Source organism: Pseudomonas sp. DC3200b2, from assembly GCF_049895785.1.
In the GTDB taxonomy this organism is placed as follows: Bacteria; Pseudomonadota; Gammaproteobacteria; order Pseudomonadales; family Pseudomonadaceae; genus Aquipseudomonas; species Aquipseudomonas massiliensis.
In genome coordinates this window covers 87,486-103,310 of sequence record NZ_JAFCTA010000009.1, presented here as the reverse complement: position 1 = coordinate 103,310, position 15,825 = coordinate 87,486, and the positions used below count along the sequence as shown (strand labels likewise).

Below are 15,825 nucleotides of genomic sequence, written 5' to 3'. Positions count from 1 at the left end.
CCTAGCGCTTCCTGCCGGCAAAGGCCATGGCATGCTTCGAACTCGGCCTGCCGCTCGGCGCCACAGCTCAGGAGGTGCAGCGGTGACGACAGATTTTTCCTACAAGCCTCGGAGCTAGCATAAAGATCGATAGCCCTATCAGCACCAAAGCAAGGGCCAGCTGTTGCTGCGCATCGAGCGTTTCGTCGAAAAACGCTACCGAACAAAGCACGCCGGTGATAGGAACTACGAGAGAAAGTGGCGCTACCAGCGCAGCAGGATACTTTTTCATCAGGCTGTTCCAGACGTGGTAGCCAAATAAGGTAGTCACGAAGCTCTGGAAGGCGATTGAAAAGGTGGCTTCCCAGGTAATCTTGGCGGGCAAACTCTCAAAGGGCTCTGTACCCTTGACGAGTAAAGTGAGCGTCAAGAGTGAGGGCAGCGAAAAAAGGCTCGACCAAACAATGAAAGCAACCATGTCCAAGGGTTTCGTGCGCTTTACGATAAGGTTGCAAAAGGCCCATGCCAGAGCGGCTGCCAACACCAGGGAGATACCGGCCAGGGTAGAAGAGGCCTCGCTTGCCCCTAGCATCAGAAGCAAACCCATCAGTGAAATAGCCATACCAGCGAAGTGTATCGCGCTGATCTTTTCTTTGAAAATCAGAGCGCTCGCAATGATCGTAAAGAATGCGCTGAACTGCAGAAAAATGGATGACATTCCAGCAGAAAGCCCTTTATGCATCGCAAAGTTGACCGTCCACCAAAGTCCAGAGCCAAATAAAGTGCCATAGAGTAAAAGCACCGTGCAGGAAATGCCTGCCGGCTTCTTGATGAACAGGATTGCCGGAACTGCGCAAAATGTAAATCTGAGCAAAGTAAGCAAGAATGGATCTAGGGCGCGGAGCCCCAATTCGATTATAGAGAAATTGCACCCCCATATCATGGTGACAAGCAGCCCTGCAAGTAGATCTTTGTTAGAAAGTTTCATTGGTTGCTCCTGTTAGTCGAAGGCGCGGTTTCGCACTTGGGCCCGAAAGTGTCAATAGGGGATTCGGCGCAAAAAGTGTTGACCTTGGTTTAAAAAGGGTCATAACATTTTTCGGGCACACACCCTGGACGCAAGGAGCTATCCATGTTCGATGTAAACAAACACCGTCACGAATACTTCTATGATTTTGTTACAACTATTGAAGGGCTTATACCAGCCGAAATATGCGATAGGCTGGCAAGCCGGGTCGACGCAGCTATCGCCGCGTGCGAAGTGGACCTGGTCCTTCACGACGGGCTAGTACCGATGCTGTATCGGACCTGGGAGGTGCCTACAATCATTACATCTTCAAAGGGCAAGACGTGCGAGAGAAGCTGCCTGAGCTGACGGCGGTCTACCACTCGATTCTCCCTCTGGTAAGCCTCGTAACGCTTACAGACACGGTGGTGTCCCCCTACCCGGTGTCCGATATCAACATAAAGGCCTATCCACCTGGGGGAGGTACCTTGGGCCTGCACTACGATACCAACGGAATCACCGTGCTGCTCTTCTTGACTACGAACTCAGAGGCGCCACTGCGAATGCAGGTTCAACGATCACATCCCAGCAAAAAGGACTCTTGGGTGGAGAATCGAAAAATCTATGCGAAGAAAGGGGCACTTCTTATCATGCAGGGGCGAAAAGTTCTTCATGATAGCGAGCCTACGGTTAACGAGCAAAAGCTATCGGTGGTCTATAACTATTATGAGCGTCATGATACGTACCGTCATGAGGATTTTGATAACTTTGTGTATTACGGTCGCCCTCCTAAAACGCTTGGGGATAATGCGAGGGGTGAAGACCGGCCATAGTTGATCTTGAGTGAGCTCGGAGGGCTCCGTTCTCTACCGTTTGGCTATTACCGGGCCCGGCTTGATTCAAGCCGGGCGCCGCGGTGTTTTTGAACCAGAGCAGAGGCGGAAGAAGGGCTTCAGACGCTCGGCTTTCCTATCACATACTGTCCCCCATCAACACCCCCTGTCGTGCCTCCGTCTCGGCCCTGATGTAATCCCACAACAGGGTAATCCGCTTTAGCTTGCGCAGATCCTCCCGGCAGTACATCCAGAACTGCCGGGTCAGGCTCACTTGGTCTGGCAGCACGGGAACCAGATCCAGCGCTTCGGCGGCGAGGAAGCAGGGGAGAATGGCCAGGCCGTGGCCCTGGCGGGCGGCGACCATCTGCGCTACCACGCTGGTGCTGCGCAGGCGGGCGCTGGCGTTGGGTAGAACGTGGCTGAGGTAAAGCAGCTCGGCGCTGAAGGCCAGGTCGTCCACATAGCTGACAAAGGGGTGAGCGGCCAGTTGGCTGACGTCGGTGATGGCCGGGTGGCGGGCCAGGTAGTCGGCGGTGGCGTAGAGCCGCAGGCGATAGTCGGTGAGCTTGCAGCAGACGTAGGGGCCATGCTCGGGGCGCTCTACGGCAATCACGATGTCCGCCTCGCGCTTGGACAAGCTGATGAAATGCGGCAGCGGCAGGATGTCCAGCGAGATGGCCGGGTACTGCTCCACGAAGCGGCTCAACAGCGGCGTAATGAAGAAACTGCCGAAGCCTTCGGTGCAGCCCATGCGGACATGCCCTGAGGGCGCCAGGCCAGAGCCGGTCACTTGTTCACAGGCCATGTGCAGGGTGCTTTCGATGGCCTCGGCGTAACCGAGAAGACGCTGCCCTTCGTTGGTGAGGCTGAAGCCGTTGGTGCGGGACTTCTCGAACAGCAGGGTGCCAAGGGAGGCTTCCAGGGCATTGATGCGGCGGGAGACGGTGGTGTAGTCCACGCCCAGGCGTTTCGCCGCGCTGCTGGCCTTGCGCAGGCGGGCTACTTCGAGAAAGAACTTGAGGTCGTCCCAGTTCAGGCCCGCCAGTGAGGTTAGGTGTTTTTGCATGATGGTCCGGCTTATATCTACGTTCTTATTGGAAGTTTGCATACCTATACTGGATGCAGCCCCAGGCTGCCACCCCTCTCGATGGCGGCCCTGCGAATAACAACAATCACGCGGAGGTTTCATGAACGCACCCGTTCCGTCCAATTCCACCCAGGTCGAAACCGCCAAGCTGCTGATCGACGGCCGCTGGGTCGAATCGAACAGCACTCAATGGCAAGACGTGCTCAACCCCGCGACCCAGCAAGTGCTGGCCCGGGTGCCCTTCGCCACGCCCGAGGAAGTGGACGCCGCCGTGCAGGCCGCGCAGCGGGCTTTCATTGAATGGCGGCAAACGCCCATAGGCGCGCGCATGCGCATCATGCTCAAGCTGCAGGCGCTGATTCGCGAGCACAGCAAGCGCATTGCCGCGGTGCTCAGCGCCGAGCAGGGCAAGACACTGGCCGACGCCGAAGGGGATATCTTCCGGGGCCTGGAGGTGGTGGAGCACGCCTGCTCGGTGGGCAGCCTGCAGATGGGCGAGTTCGCTGAAAACGTAGCGGGCGGGGTCGATACCTATACCCTGCGCCAACCCATCGGGGTATGCGCGGGCATCACCCCGTTCAACTTCCCGGCCATGATCCCGCTGTGGATGTTTCCCATGGCCATCGTGTGCGGCAATACCTTCGTGCTCAAGCCCTCCGAGCAAGACCCGCTTTCCACCCTGCTGCTGGTGGAACTGGCCCTGGAAGCCGGCATCCCGGCCGGTGTGTTGAACGTGGTGCACGGCGGCAAGGAAGTGGTCGATGCCATCTGCACCCATCCGCTGATCAAGGCAGTGTCGTTCGTGGGCTCAACGGCGGTAGGCACCCATGTGTACAACCTGGCCGGTCAGCATGGCAAGCGGGTGCAGGCCATGATGGGCGCGAAGAACCATGCGGTGGTGTTGCCGGACGCCAATCGCGAACAGACTCTCAATGCGCTGGTAGGCGCGGCCTTCGGTGCCGCCGGCCAGCGTTGCATGGCCACCTCGGTGGCGGTGATGGTCGGCGAAAGTCGCCAGTGGATTCCTCAGCTAAAGGCCTTGGCCGAGCGACTGAAGGTCAATGCGGGCAGCGAGCCGGGCACCGATGTAGGCCCCTTGATTTCGCCGCGGGCCAAGGCGCGGGTGGAAGAGCTGATAGAAAGTGGCGTGCGCGAAGGCGCGCGTCTGGAGCTGGACGGCCGCGGGGTGAAGGTGCCGGGTTACGAGAACGGCAACTTCGTGGGCCCGACCTTGTTCACCGGCGTAACCACGGACATGCGCATCTATACCGAGGAGATCTTCGGGCCGGTACTGGTGGTGCTGGAAGTGGACACCCTCGACGAGGCCATCGCGCTGGTCAACCGCAACCCCTTCGGTAATGGCACCGGGCTGTTCACCCAGAGCGGCGCGGCGGCGCGCAAGTTCCAGAGCGAGATCGACGTGGGTCAGGTGGGGATCAACATCCCGATTCCGGTACCGGTGCCCTTCTTCAGCTTCACCGGCTCGCGGGGCTCGAAACTGGGCGATCTTGGGCCCTACGGCAAGCAGGTGGTGCAGTTCTACACCCAGACCAAAACCGTGACCGCCCGCTGGTTCGATGACGCCAGCGTCAATACCGGCGTGAACACCACCATCCACTTGCGCTAAGGAGCTGCCATGCGCATCGCATTCATCGGCTTGGGCAACATGGGCGCGCCCATGGCCCGCAACCTGATCAAGGCCGGCAATCAGCTGGTGCTGTTCGACCTCAACCGGAGCATCCTCGAGGAACTCGGCGCCTTGGGCGCGGAGGTGGCCGAATCCCCACGCCAAGCCGCCGAGCCGGCTGAACTGGTGATCACCATGCTGCCGGCCGCGGCCCATGTGCGCGCGGTGTTCCAGCAAGAAACCGGCGTGCTGGCCGGCATCCGCCCCGGTACCCCGGCGGTGGACTGCAGCACCATCGACCCACAGACCGCTCGCGACCTGCACGCCCTGGCCGCCAAGCAGGGCGTGGATTTCGCCGATGCCCCGGTGTCCGGTGGCACCGGCGGGGCCCAGGCCGGCACCTTGACCTTCATGGTCGGCGCCAGCGATGCCCTGTTCGATACCTTGCAGCCGGTACTGGCGCAGATGGGCAAGAACATCGTGCACTGCGGCCAGGTCGGCACCGGTCAGGTAGCGAAGATCTGCAACAACATGCTGCTGGGGATTTCCATGATCGGAGTGGCCGAAGCCATGGCCCTGGGCAGCGCCCTGGGCATAGACGCCCAGGTGCTGGCAGGAGTGATCAACAGCTCCACCGGCCGTTGCTGGAGCGCCGAGGCCTACAACCCGTGGCCGGGCATCGTGCCCACGGCACCGGCAAGCCGCGGCTATACCGGCGGCTTCGGCGCGGCCTTGATGCTCAAGGACCTGGGCCTGGCCACCGAGGCGGCCCGCCAGGCCAACCAGCCGGTGCTGATGGGCGGGCTGGCCCAGCAGCTGTACCAAGCCATGAACCTGCGAGGCGAGGGCGGGCTGGACTTCTCCGCCATCGTCAAGGCCTATCAAGCCGGTGAAAACACCTAGCCGCCGGGTGCGACGGGCAATGGGGCTTCACTTCAGCGGGCGTACCCGCTGGATCTCGAAGTCCCGCTCCAGGTACTCCATGCGAGCCTCGAAGAACGCCTGCATGTGAGGCAGGGCGGAGTGCACGTCCAAGGCCTGCTTATCGGCCCATACTTCGAAGAACACGAACAGGCTCGGGTCTTGGTCGTCCTGAAGCATGTGGTATTCGATGCAGCCCGGCTCGGCGCGGCTGGCGTCGACATAATTCAAGAACAACGCTTTGAACGCCTCGGCGCGCTCGGGGCGGGTCTTGGCTTTAAGTATGAAAGCATAGGCGTCTGTCACGAAGCGTCTCCAAACAGTGAGCGGAGTTGAAGATTACCGCAACAATGCAGATGGCATTCATGCATTGGCGGAACAAGCGATTTGCATCGCGCCAGCTGTTTTCTCAAGCCATCAGGCTCTAGTCTGCGCTCCATCGAATTTTTGGAGGTTCAGATGAAGATCCTGTTGCTCAATGGCGGCAAGCAGTTCGCCCACTCCGACGGCCGCTACAACGAAACCCTGCACAATGCCGCCCTGGCCTATCTGGACCATGCCGGGCATGACGTGCAGACCACCTTCATCGATGGCGGCTACGACATTGAGGTCGAGGTGAAGAAATACCTTTGGGCCGATGTGGTGATCTACCAGATGCCCGGCTGGTGGATGGGCGCGCCTTGGACGGTGAAAAAATACATCGACGAGGTGTTTACCCAGGGCCACGGCAGCCTGTACGCCAACGACGGCCGTACCCGTTCAGACGCCTCCCAGCGCTACGGCAGCGGCGGGCTGATCCACGACAAGCGCTACATGATCTCGGCCACCTGGAACGCCCCCCAGCAAGCCTTTGACGACCCTCAGGACTTCTTCGAAGGCAGGGGCGTGGATGCGGTCTACTTTCCCTTCCACAAGGCCAACCAGTTCCTCGGCATGCAACCGCTGCCCACCTTCCTGGCGGTGGATGTGATGAAACGGCCGAATGTAGACGCGGACGTTGCCCGCTATCAGCAGCACCTGGAAACTGTGTTAAAAGGAATGTGAATTCCCGCAGAGCCTGGTATGTGAAAGCCCGATCCGATGAACTGCAACTCTTCGTTTCAGTGGTCGACGGCGGCTCCTTTTCCGCCGCCGCCGAGCAGGTCGGGCAATCGCCTTCGGCGGTAAGCCGCTCCCTGGCGCGGCTCGAGGCCAAACTGGGCACTACCCTGATCAACCGCACCACCCGGCGCATGAGCCTCACCGAGGAGGGCAAGTTCTTCCTGGAGCGGGCCAAGGCCATCCTTGAAGACATGGAAGCGTTGGAGGAACACCTGGCCCTGCGCCAACAGGCGCCGGCCGGGCGACTGCGGGTCAATGCCGCCTCGCCCTTCATGCTCCATGCGGTAGTGCCCCATGTGGCGGAATTCCGCAGCCGCTACCCGGATATTTTCCTCGAGCTCAACACCAACGACCTGATCATCGACCTGCTCGAAGAAAGCACCGACGTCGCCATCCGCATCGGCAGCCTGGCCGATTCCACCCTGCATGCGCGCCACCTGGGCAGTAGCCCGCTGAACCTGCTGGCCAGCCCGGCCTACCTGGAGCGCCACGGCACGCCACGTCATGTGGAAGACTTGCAGCGGCACACCCTGCTCGGCTTCACTCGTAACGAAGGGCTCAACCAGTGGCCGCTGCGCCACAGTGGCGGCGACCGCTGGGCCATTACCCCGGCGCTGGCCGCTTCCAGTGGCGACACCCTGCGCGAGCTGGCCCTGGCCGGGGAAGGCATCGTCTGCCTGTCGCATTTCATGACCCACCACGACATCCGCGAGGGCCGACTCAAGGTACTGCTGGCCAGCCACAACAGCGGCCATCGCCAGCCGATCCACGCGGTGTACTACCGCAATACGCAATTGGCCCTGCGCATCCAGTGCTTCCTGGACTTCATGCAGGAGAAGCTGAAGGCGTACGCCAAATAACCGGATTTTGCCGAGACGGCGTTTTTGGTCCTTACTTGAGGGCGGATTTCCCACAACAAGGATCGCCCATGCGTCTCGTACTCTGCAAAACCCTGGTCGCCACGGCCGTGCTGGTCGCCTGCGGCACCAGCTGGGCCAGTGCCCTGCCGGCGGGGGCCATCGCCTCGCCGGACCGCTACGGCGCGGAAGTGGCCGAAGCCGTGCTCAAGCGTGGCGGCAACGCCGTGGATGCGGCGGTGGCCACTGCCTTCACGCTGGCGGTGACCTTCCCCGAGGCCGGGAACCTCGGCGGCGGTGGCTTCATGACCCTGTTCGTCAATGGCAAGCCGTACTTCCTCGACTACCGCGAAACCGCGCCCAAGGCCGCCACCAAGGACATGTACCTGGACGCCAAGGGCGAGGTGGTGCCTGACCTGAGCCTGGTAGGCGCCAAGGCTGCAGGGGTGCCCGGTACCGTGATGGGCCTGTGGGAAGCGCACAAGCGCTTCGGCAAGCTGCCCTGGGCCGAGCTGCTCACGCCGGCCATCGGCTACGCCAAGCGCGGCTTCATCGTGGCCCAGGAGCAGTACCAATACCGCGAGGATGCCCTGGGCCTGTTCAAGGGCAGCACCAACTTCGGCAAGTACTTCGGCAACATGAAGGTCGGTGAGCGTTTCACCCAGCCGGAGCTGGCGCAAACCCTGGAACGTATCGCCGACAAGGGCGTGAGCGAGTTCTATCAAGGCAAGACGGCGCAACTGCTGGTCAAGCAGATGCAGCAGGACAAGGGCCTGATCACCGCGGCGGACCTCAAGGGCTACAAGGCCCACTGGCGCCAACCGCTGAAGATCGACTGGCGCGGCAATGCCATCTACACCGCGCCGCTGCCCAGTTCCGGCGGCATTGCCCTGGCCCAGTTGCTGGGCATCAAGGAGAGGCGCAGCGAAGACTTCAAAGGCGTGCCGCTCAATTCGGCCCGGTACATTCACCTGCTGGCGGAAATCGAAAAGCGCGTGTTCGCCGACCGCGCCGACTACTTGGGCGACCCGGACTTCAACAAGGTGCCGGTGGACAAGCTGATCGCCCCGGCCTACCTGGACCGCCGCGCCGCCGAGATCAACCCCAAGGCCATCTCGCCCACCGAGCAGGTGCGCCCAGGCTTGGAAACCCACCAGACCACCCACTTCTCGGTAATCGACAAAGACGGCAATGCCGTGAGCAACACCTACACCCTGAACTTCGACTACGGCAGCGGCGTGGTGGTGGACGGGGCGGGCTTCCTGCTCAACGACGAAATGGACGACTTCAGCGCCAAGCCCGGCGTGGCCAACGGTTTCGGTGTGGTCGGCAGCGACGCCAATGCCATTGCCCCAGGCAAGCGGATGCTGTCTTCCATGAGCCCGACCATCGTGACCCGCGATGGCCATGTCACCCTGGTATTGGGCACGCCGGGCGGCTCGCGGATCTTCACTACCCTGTTCCAGGTGCTCAACAACCTGTACGACTATCAGCTGACCCCGGTGGAAGCGGTGACCGTACAGCGGGTGCATCACCAGTTGCTGCCCAAGGACACCATCTACTACGACGCGCTGGCGCCGCTGACGGGAGAGGTGGCCGATGACCTGAAGAAAATGGGCTACACCCTGGAAGATCAGGGGTGGCTGATGGGCAACGTGCAACTGATTCGGGTGCGGGACGGCGAGCTGGAAACCGCGTCTGACCCACGTGGGCGCGGGGAGGGGCGTGTGGTGCAATAAGCGAAGGTGGCCGCCGCCTGGCGGGGCGGCGGCCGGCACAGCCCATCAGGCGATAGGCTGGGTGCTCCACTCGCCATTGACCAGGCGCTGAAGGCCCAGCGGGTTGGCGTTTTGCAGGGCTTCAGGCAGCAGCGCGTCCGGGTAGTTCTGGAAGCAGATCGGGCGCAGGTAGCGGTCGATGGCCAGGGTGCCGACGGACGTGCCGCGAGCGTCCGAAGTGGCCGGGAAGGGGCCGCCATGGACCATGGCTTCGCACACTTCTACCCCGGTGGGGTAACCGTTGACCAGGATACGCCCAACCTTGTGCTCCAGGATCGGCACCAGCCACTGGTAGGCGGTCAGGTCCGCGGTTTCGCCGATCAGAGTCGCGGTCAGCTGGCCGCGCAGGCCCAGCAGGGCTTGCTTGAGCTCGGCGTCATCGGCCACTTCCACCACCACGGTGGTAGGCCCGAACACTTCTTCCTGCAGCAGCGGGTCACCCTTGAGCAACAGCGACACGTCGGCCTTGAACAGCTGGGCCTGGGCCTGGCTGCCTTCCTGGGCGTTACCGGCCAGGTGAGTGATGCCCGGGTGGTCGTGCAGGTGCTGCACGCCCTGGCTGTAGCTGGTCAGGCCACCGGCGTTGAGCATGGTCTGCGGCGCCTGGCCGGCAATTTCACCCTTGAGCGCTTCGAGGAAGCTGGTGAACTCGGCGGACTTCACACCGATGACCAGGCCCGGGTTGGTGCAGAACTGGCCCGCGCCCATGCACACGGAACCGGCCAGTTCCTTGGCGACGGTGGCGCCGCGGGTTTTCAAGGCTTCCGGCAGCAGGATCACCGGGTTGATGCTGGACATCTCGGCGAATACCGGGATGGGCTCCGGGCGCTCGGCGGCGATCTTGCACAACGCGGTGCCGCCCTTGAGCGAGCCGGTGAAGCCCACGGCCTTGATGGCCGGGTGCTTGACCAGGGCTTCGCCGACGCGGTTGCCGAAGATCATGTTGAACACGCCCTTGGGCATGCCGGTGCGCTCAGCGGCGCGGACAATGGCGGTGCCCACCAGGTCAGCCGTGGCCATGTGGCCGCTGTGCGCCTTGACCACCACCGGGCAGCCGGCGGCGAAGGCCGAGGCCGTGTCGCCACCGGCGGTGGAGAAGGCCAGGGGGAAGTTGCTGGCGCCGAATACGCCCACCGGGCCTACGCCGATGCGGTACTGGCGCAGGTCCAGGCGCGGCAGGGGCTTGCGGTCTGGCAGCGGCAGGTCGATGCGGGCACCGAGGTAGTCGCCCCGGCGCAGTACTTTGGCGAACAGGCGCATCTGGCCGCTGGTGCGGCCGCGCTCGCCCTGGATACGGGCAGCCGGCAGCGCGGTTTCGCGACAAACGATGGCAACGAAATCGTCTCCGAGAGCGTCCAATTCATCAGCGACGGCCTCGAGGAACTCAGCGCGGCGGGCCGGGCTCAGTTGGCGGAATTCCGGGTAGGCCGCTTCGGCGGCGCGGGCGGCTTCGTCCACTTCAGCCTCGGTGGCCTGGTAGAACGCATAGGGCAGGGCTTCGCCGGTGCTGGCGTCTATGCTCTTGAGGCTGGCTTCGCCCCCTTTGCTACGGGAACCGTTGATGAAGTTCTGTCCGAGAACGTCAGGCATTCTTGTCTCCTTGTTCGGTTAACGGGGGAAGCATGAGCGGTGCCGAAGCGGGATACCAACCAAAGCGAAGAGCTTCGACGTGGGTTATTCGCTGTTGTTAACGGACATCATACAACCGCGGGCTGGGATGTCCAAGCACTGCTCAGGGTGCTCTTCACTGTAGCCTGACGCAACCGCTGTGATTTGCTACCGTCCGTATGAGTAAGTGGATACAGACTGGTAGAGTAGGTGGCCTTATGCCACAACTTGCTGTTTGGCGTACCGCGGGCTTGCCCCGCGCCACGGGCAACTAATCGGGATAACCCAGTCGATGGCCGTTGTACCTTTGCTGATCTGTGACGATTCGAACATGGCCCGCAAGCAGTTGCTGCGGGCATTGCCCGAGGGGCTCAACGTATCGGTCACCCAGGCCGAGAACGGGCGGCTGGGGCTGGAGGCCATTCGCGCGGGCAAGGGCCAGGTCGTGCTGCTGGACCTGACCATGCCGGAAATGGACGGCTACCAGGTATTGGCCGCCATTCGTGACGAGCGCTTGCCGGTGAAGGTGGTCGTAGTATCCGGCGATGTGCAGGACGAAGCCGTGCGTCGGGTGATGGCCCTGGGGGCGGTCACCTTCCTGAGAAAGCCCGGCAACCCGGATGAGCTGCGCAAGGCCCTGGCCCTGTGTGGCCTGACAGCAGGCGGCGAAGGCAGCGCCAGCGACGTTGCCGCGGCCATGAATATCAGCTTCAACGATGCCTTCCGGGAAACCGTGAACGTAGCCATGGGCCGGGCCGCGGCGCTGCTGGCCAAGGTGCTCGATGTGTTCGTGGAGCTGCCTCTGCCCAATGTGAACGTGCTGGAAGTAGGCGAGTTGCACATGGCCCTGGCCGATGCCCAGCGGGGCAGCCAACTGACCGCCATCTGCCAGGGCTACATCGGCGAGGGTATCGCGGGCGAGGCCCTGCTGATGTTCCATGACAGCAGCATGGCCGACATGGCCCGCCTGCTGCGCCAAGAGCACCGTGAAAGCAGCCAGTCCGAAATGCTGCTGGACCTCTCCGCCCTGCTGATCGGCGCCTGCCTCAGCGGGATCGGCGAACAGATCGACCTCACCTTCTCGCTCAGCCACCCGCAAGTGCTGGGTGAACACGCGCGCATCGAAGACCTGATCAAGCTCAACCGCCATCGCTGGAAACAAACCCTGGCCGTTGAGATCAGCTACAGCGTGGAGGGGCACGATATTCATTTCGACCTCTTGCTGTTGTTCACCGAAACCTCGCTGCCCCGGTTAAAAGGCAAGCTCGCGTACATGATGAACTGACATGAATAGATCCCTTGACCTGACCGAGCTGCATTGGCTGCTGGCCATTACCCAGAGTATCGACGTGGGCGTGGTGGTGTTCGACCGCCAGTTCAACGTGACGGTATGGAACACCTTCATCGAGAACCACTCCGGCGTGCCCGCCCGCGAGGCCCAGGGCAAGTCCTTCTTCAGCCTGTTCCACGAGGTGGACCAGACCTGGTTCACCCGCAAGGTCGAAAGCGTGATTACCCTGGGGTCGCCGTCGTTCACCATCTGGGAGCAGCGGCCTCATTTGCTGAAGTTCGAGACGTACCAGCCGATCACCGGCTCCGAACCCTTCATGTACCAGAACACCACGCTTTTTCCGCTGCGTTCGATCAACAATCAGGTGGAGCATATCTGCCTGGTGATCTACGACGTGACGGAAGTCGCTACCAATCGTCGGCAATTGCAAATGGTCAACGCCCAGTTGCAGAAGCTCTCCAGCACCGACCGCCTCACCGGCCTGTACAACCGTGGCCACTGGGAAGAAGCCCTCAAGCATGAGTACGCCCGGCACAGCCGCTACGGCAACGACTGTACCCTGATCATGTTCGACATCGACCACTTCAAGCAGGTCAACGATACCTATGGCCATCCCGGGGGCGACCGGGTGATCCAGCGGGTGGCGGACATGGTGCGCGAGCATGTGCGCGATTCGGACATCTGCGGCCGCTACGGCGGCGAGGAATTCGCCCTCCTGTTGCCGGATACGGACAAGGAAGGCGGGCAGATCCTGGCCGAGCGCCTCAGGGCCTCGATCGAGGAAACCGTGGTGGAGCACGACGGCAAGCTCATCCGTTTCACCATCAGCCTGGGCGTGGCGGACCTGCAGCGCCCGGCCGCCGACCATCAGGAACTGATCGAGCGCGCCGACCAGGCGCTCTACACCTCCAAGCGCAGTGGCCGCAACCGGGTGACCGTGCACGCCTGAGCACGATCGTCGATGCGATCAAACTTTCCTCGTAAGGCGCAGGTCAACTTTTTACCTACCGCGTTACGAGGAAACATTGATGAGCTTTTTCAAAGATATCCTGAGCAAGCTGGGCATTGGCCACGACGATAATCAACCGACGTCCACCACCACGTCCACGGTGGGCGCGGCCTCGACTACCACCACGGGCCCTGCCACCACTGCCCCAGCGGGCACCGCGCCAGTGAACCAGGATGGGCTGGCCCCCAGCATTACCGGGACCTCGGTACCGCGCACCGACAGCACCATCGACGTGGGCGCCAAGCTCGACGGCATGGCCAGCGGCCACGCCGAAAAACTCAACTGGCGTACCTCGGTAGTGGACCTGCTCAAGCTGCTGGGCATCGACAGCAGCCTGGAGCACCGCAAGGGCTTGGCCAACGAGCTGGGCTGCCCGGCCGACAAGCTGAATGATTCCGCTGAAATGAATATGTGGTTACACAAAGCCATCCTCCAGAAGGTAGCGGCCAGCGGCGGCACCGTTCCGGCGGATCTCCTCTGAGGACATTCCCATGGCTGTCACCGTGAAACGACTCGAAGGCAGGGACATTCCCTGTGAAGCCCGGCGCGAAGACGAGGGCGTGGTATTCCAGGTCACCGACGAGCATGGCCGTTGCGAATACCGGAAAACCGATGTAGACGCGGCCCGGCGCGCTGTTGAGCTGAGCGATCGTGAGCGCATGGAGCGCGGCGGTTCACGGGGCTAGACAGTTCTATACTGCAAGCGACCCGGCTTACTGTAGCGCCAGCGCAACTGGCGGATGGGGCTCGACAGCCCGTTCGCCAGCTGCGCTGGTTCCGCAGAAGCGCGTAGCACCCATAGCACGGTAATTTCTTCCATGAATGCATCCGTGAGCGACGCTGAGCAGATCCGCCTGCGCTTGTTGCATGCCCTCAACCTGCTGGATACCGAGCCCGAGCCGGAGTTCGACCGCATCACGCGGCTGCTGGCCCGTGTCCTGGACGTTCCCATCGCCCTGATCACCTTGGTGGACGAACATCGCCAATGGTTCAAGTCTGCCGTGGGGCTTCAAGTGCGACAAACGCCTCGGGAAATCGCTTTCTGCGACCACGCCATTCGTCAGCGCCATGCCTTTGTGGTTACCGATGCCCAGCGTGACGAACGCTTCGCCAACAACCCCCTGGTTACCCAGTCACCACATGTCCGCTTCTACGCCGGCGTGCCGCTGCACACCAGCGAGGGCCATGCCATGGGCACCCTGTGCGCCATCGATTCGCGCCCGCGCGAGCTGTCCGTGGACCAACTGCAGATCCTCACGGACCTGGCCGAACTGGCCGAGCGTGAATTGCGTCTGCGCGAAACGGCCTTCCTGTCTCGCTCCCATCTGGAGCACTCCCAGGCCCGTATCGAAACCGCCGAAGACCGTCTGCGCTCAGTGTTCGAAAGCGCGGGGCCAGGCATGGCCTTGTCCGACGCCGAAGGCACCCTGCTGCGGGTGAACCCGGCCTTCTGCGAACTGACAGGGTACAGCGCAGAGGCGTTGGTAGGCATGAGCTACCGGCAACTGACCCATCCTGACGATCTGGATGACAACGCGCAGTTGCGTGAACAGCTGCGCGAGGGCGTGATCTCGCGCTTCGAAATGGAAAAACGCTACCTGCGCAAGGATGGCGACGTGCGATGGGTCCACCTGACCCTGACCCGCCATGACCTGAGCAATGGCGAACTGGATTTCATCCTGGCCGTGGCCACTGACATCGAGGCTCGCAAGACCGCCCAGGCTGCCCTGGCCCAATCGGCCGAGGAACTGGAAGCCCGCGTGGCCGAGCGCACCCGGGCCCTGCATCAGCGTGAGGCAGAGCTGGTGGCTGTGCTCGAATACACCCAGGATGCTTATGTGCGTACCGACGAGCACGGCCGCATCCTGGCCTGGAACCGCCAAGCCGAGGCGACCTTTGGCTGGTCTCGGGAGGAAGCGGTAGGCCGGCTGCTGGAAGACCTGCTGGTGCCCCCGGAATTGCGCGAACAGCATGTGCGCGGCATGCGCCGTTACCTCAGCACCGGAGAAAACCGCGTACTGGGCAAACGCCTGGAACTCCAGGCCCTGCATCGGCAGGGGCATACCATTCCGGTGGAGCTGCACATCAACGCCCTGCATGTGGAGCAGGGGGTGTTCTTCAACGCCTTCCTGCATGAAATCAGCGCCCGCAAGGCTCGCGAAGAAGCCCGCGAGCGCGAAGCCCTGCAAGACCCGCTCACCGGCGTGGCCAACAGGCGCGCCCTGAGCGAATGGCTACCCCGCGCCATGGCTGGCGCCAACGACGACGGCGACTGCCTGAGCGTACTCTTTCTCGACCTGGACGGTTTCAAGGCCGTGAACGATAACCTCGGCCACGACGCCGGAGACCTGCTGCTCAAGGAAATGGGCCAGCGCATGGTCCACTGCCTGCGCGGCACCGACCGGGTGTTTCGCATCGCCGGAGACGAATTCATCGTGGTGCTTACCCACCTGGCCGACCCGGGCCAGGCCAGCGGCGTCGCCGAAAAACTGCTCACCGCCCTGAGCGCGCCCGTGCTGCTGGCCGCTGGCAGCGTCGAGGTCAGCGCCAGTATCGGCCTGACCTTCTACCGCGGCGGCGACCTGCGCACCGCCGAACTGCTGATCAAGGATGCCGACACCGCCATGTACGATGCCAAGCAGGCGGGCCGTAACCAGGTGCACGTATTCGAACCTTCCGGGCAAATCCCCGTCCCTTGATTACTGTCTTCACAAGAGAGCTCCGC

At 62.3% G+C, this 15,825-nt stretch carries 15 protein-coding genes; 11 read left to right on the top strand and 4 right to left on the bottom strand.

Annotated features, from left to right (window positions below; translation table 11 throughout):
* Window positions 1-67 precede the first annotated feature (67 nt).
* Window positions 68-967 carry an EamA family transporter gene (locus tag ACP691_RS20505; RefSeq protein ID WP_426153720.1) on the bottom strand — a complete coding sequence of 300 codons (900 nt, stop codon included), beginning with the start codon at window positions 965-967 and terminating at the stop codon, window positions 68-70.
* A gap of 362 nt (window positions 968-1,329) precedes the next feature.
* Here ACP691_RS20505 and ACP691_RS20500 point away from each other — a divergent pair, with 362 nt between their 5' ends.
* Window positions 1,330-1,818 (top strand): hypothetical protein, encoded by a 489-nt coding sequence (locus ACP691_RS20500; protein WP_426199766.1) that lies wholly within the window; start codon window positions 1,330-1,332, stop codon window positions 1,816-1,818.
* 139 nt (window positions 1,819-1,957) lie between these two features.
* Here the strand turns inward: ACP691_RS20500 and ACP691_RS20495 are convergent, their stop codons facing one another.
* Window positions 1,958-2,887 (bottom strand): LysR family transcriptional regulator, encoded by a 930-nt coding sequence (locus tag ACP691_RS20495; RefSeq protein ID WP_426153715.1) that lies wholly within the window; start codon window positions 2,885-2,887, stop codon window positions 1,958-1,960.
* A gap of 121 nt (window positions 2,888-3,008) precedes the next feature.
* On the opposite strand from ACP691_RS20495, the gene ACP691_RS20490 reads away from it, so the two are divergent.
* Both ACP691_RS20490 and mmsB read left to right on the top strand, forming a co-directional pair.
* Window positions 3,009-4,535: a CoA-acylating methylmalonate-semialdehyde dehydrogenase gene (locus ACP691_RS20490; protein WP_426153712.1), complete on the top strand. Its 1,527-nt coding sequence runs from the start codon at window positions 3,009-3,011 to the stop codon at window positions 4,533-4,535.
* 9 nt (window positions 4,536-4,544) lie between these two features.
* Window positions 4,545-5,438 (top strand): 3-hydroxyisobutyrate dehydrogenase, encoded by an 894-nt coding sequence (gene mmsB / locus ACP691_RS20485; RefSeq protein ID WP_426153710.1) that lies wholly within the window; start codon window positions 4,545-4,547, stop codon window positions 5,436-5,438.
* 27 nt (window positions 5,439-5,465) lie between these two features.
* Here mmsB and ACP691_RS20480 read toward each other — a convergent pair whose 3' ends face one another.
* A complete protein-coding gene (locus ACP691_RS20480; RefSeq protein ID WP_426153708.1) occupies window positions 5,466-5,762 on the bottom strand; it encodes a putative quinol monooxygenase in 297 nt (98 codons plus the stop codon).
* Window positions 5,763-5,915: 153 nt separating this feature from the next.
* On the opposite strand from ACP691_RS20480, the gene ACP691_RS20475 reads away from it, so the two are divergent.
* The 3 genes from ACP691_RS20475 to ggt all read left to right on the top strand — a co-directional run bounded on the left by ACP691_RS20475 (window position 5,916) and on the right by ggt (window position 9,153).
* Window positions 5,916-6,500 carry an NAD(P)H-dependent oxidoreductase gene (locus tag ACP691_RS20475; RefSeq protein ID WP_426153706.1) on the top strand — a complete coding sequence of 195 codons (585 nt, stop codon included), beginning with the start codon at window positions 5,916-5,918 and terminating at the stop codon, window positions 6,498-6,500.
* 20 nt (window positions 6,501-6,520) lie between these two features.
* Complete coding sequence (locus ACP691_RS20470) at window positions 6,521-7,417, top strand: LysR family transcriptional regulator (RefSeq protein ID WP_040259291.1); 897 nt, start codon at window positions 6,521-6,523, stop codon at window positions 7,415-7,417.
* A gap of 68 nt (window positions 7,418-7,485) precedes the next feature.
* Window positions 7,486-9,153, top strand: a complete 1,668-nt coding sequence (ggt, locus tag ACP691_RS20465) for a gamma-glutamyltransferase (protein ID WP_426153704.1) — start codon at window positions 7,486-7,488, stop codon at window positions 9,151-9,153.
* Between the two features lie 45 nt (window positions 9,154-9,198).
* On the opposite strand, the gene ACP691_RS20460 is transcribed toward ggt, so the two are convergent.
* Window positions 9,199-10,782, bottom strand: coding sequence for an aldehyde dehydrogenase (NADP(+)) (locus ACP691_RS20460; protein WP_426153701.1), 1,584 nt, complete (start codon window positions 10,780-10,782; stop codon window positions 9,199-9,201).
* A 310-nt stretch (window positions 10,783-11,092) separates the two neighbouring features.
* Here ACP691_RS20460 and ACP691_RS20455 point away from each other — a divergent pair, with 310 nt between their 5' ends.
* The 5 genes from ACP691_RS20455 to ACP691_RS20435 all read left to right on the top strand — a co-directional run bounded on the left by ACP691_RS20455 (window position 11,093) and on the right by ACP691_RS20435 (window position 15,799).
* Window positions 11,093-12,085 (top strand): response regulator, encoded by a 993-nt coding sequence (locus ACP691_RS20455; RefSeq protein WP_426153699.1) that lies wholly within the window; start codon window positions 11,093-11,095, stop codon window positions 12,083-12,085.
* Between the two features lies 1 nt (window position 12,086).
* A complete protein-coding gene (locus tag ACP691_RS20450) occupies window positions 12,087-13,040 on the top strand; it encodes a diguanylate cyclase (RefSeq protein WP_426153697.1) in 954 nt (317 codons plus the stop codon).
* 79 nt (window positions 13,041-13,119) lie between these two features.
* On the top strand, window positions 13,120-13,581 hold the full coding sequence (locus tag ACP691_RS20445; protein ID WP_040259296.1) for a DUF3597 domain-containing protein: 462 nt from the start codon (window positions 13,120-13,122) through the stop codon (window positions 13,579-13,581).
* Between the two features lie 10 nt (window positions 13,582-13,591).
* Complete coding sequence (locus ACP691_RS20440; RefSeq protein ID WP_426153695.1) at window positions 13,592-13,786, top strand: hypothetical protein; 195 nt, start codon at window positions 13,592-13,594, stop codon at window positions 13,784-13,786.
* Window positions 13,787-13,918: 132 nt separating this feature from the next.
* Window positions 13,919-15,799: a PAS domain S-box protein gene (locus tag ACP691_RS20435; RefSeq protein WP_426153693.1), complete on the top strand. Its 1,881-nt coding sequence runs from the start codon at window positions 13,919-13,921 to the stop codon at window positions 15,797-15,799.
* Window positions 15,800-15,825: the final 26 nt, after the last annotated feature.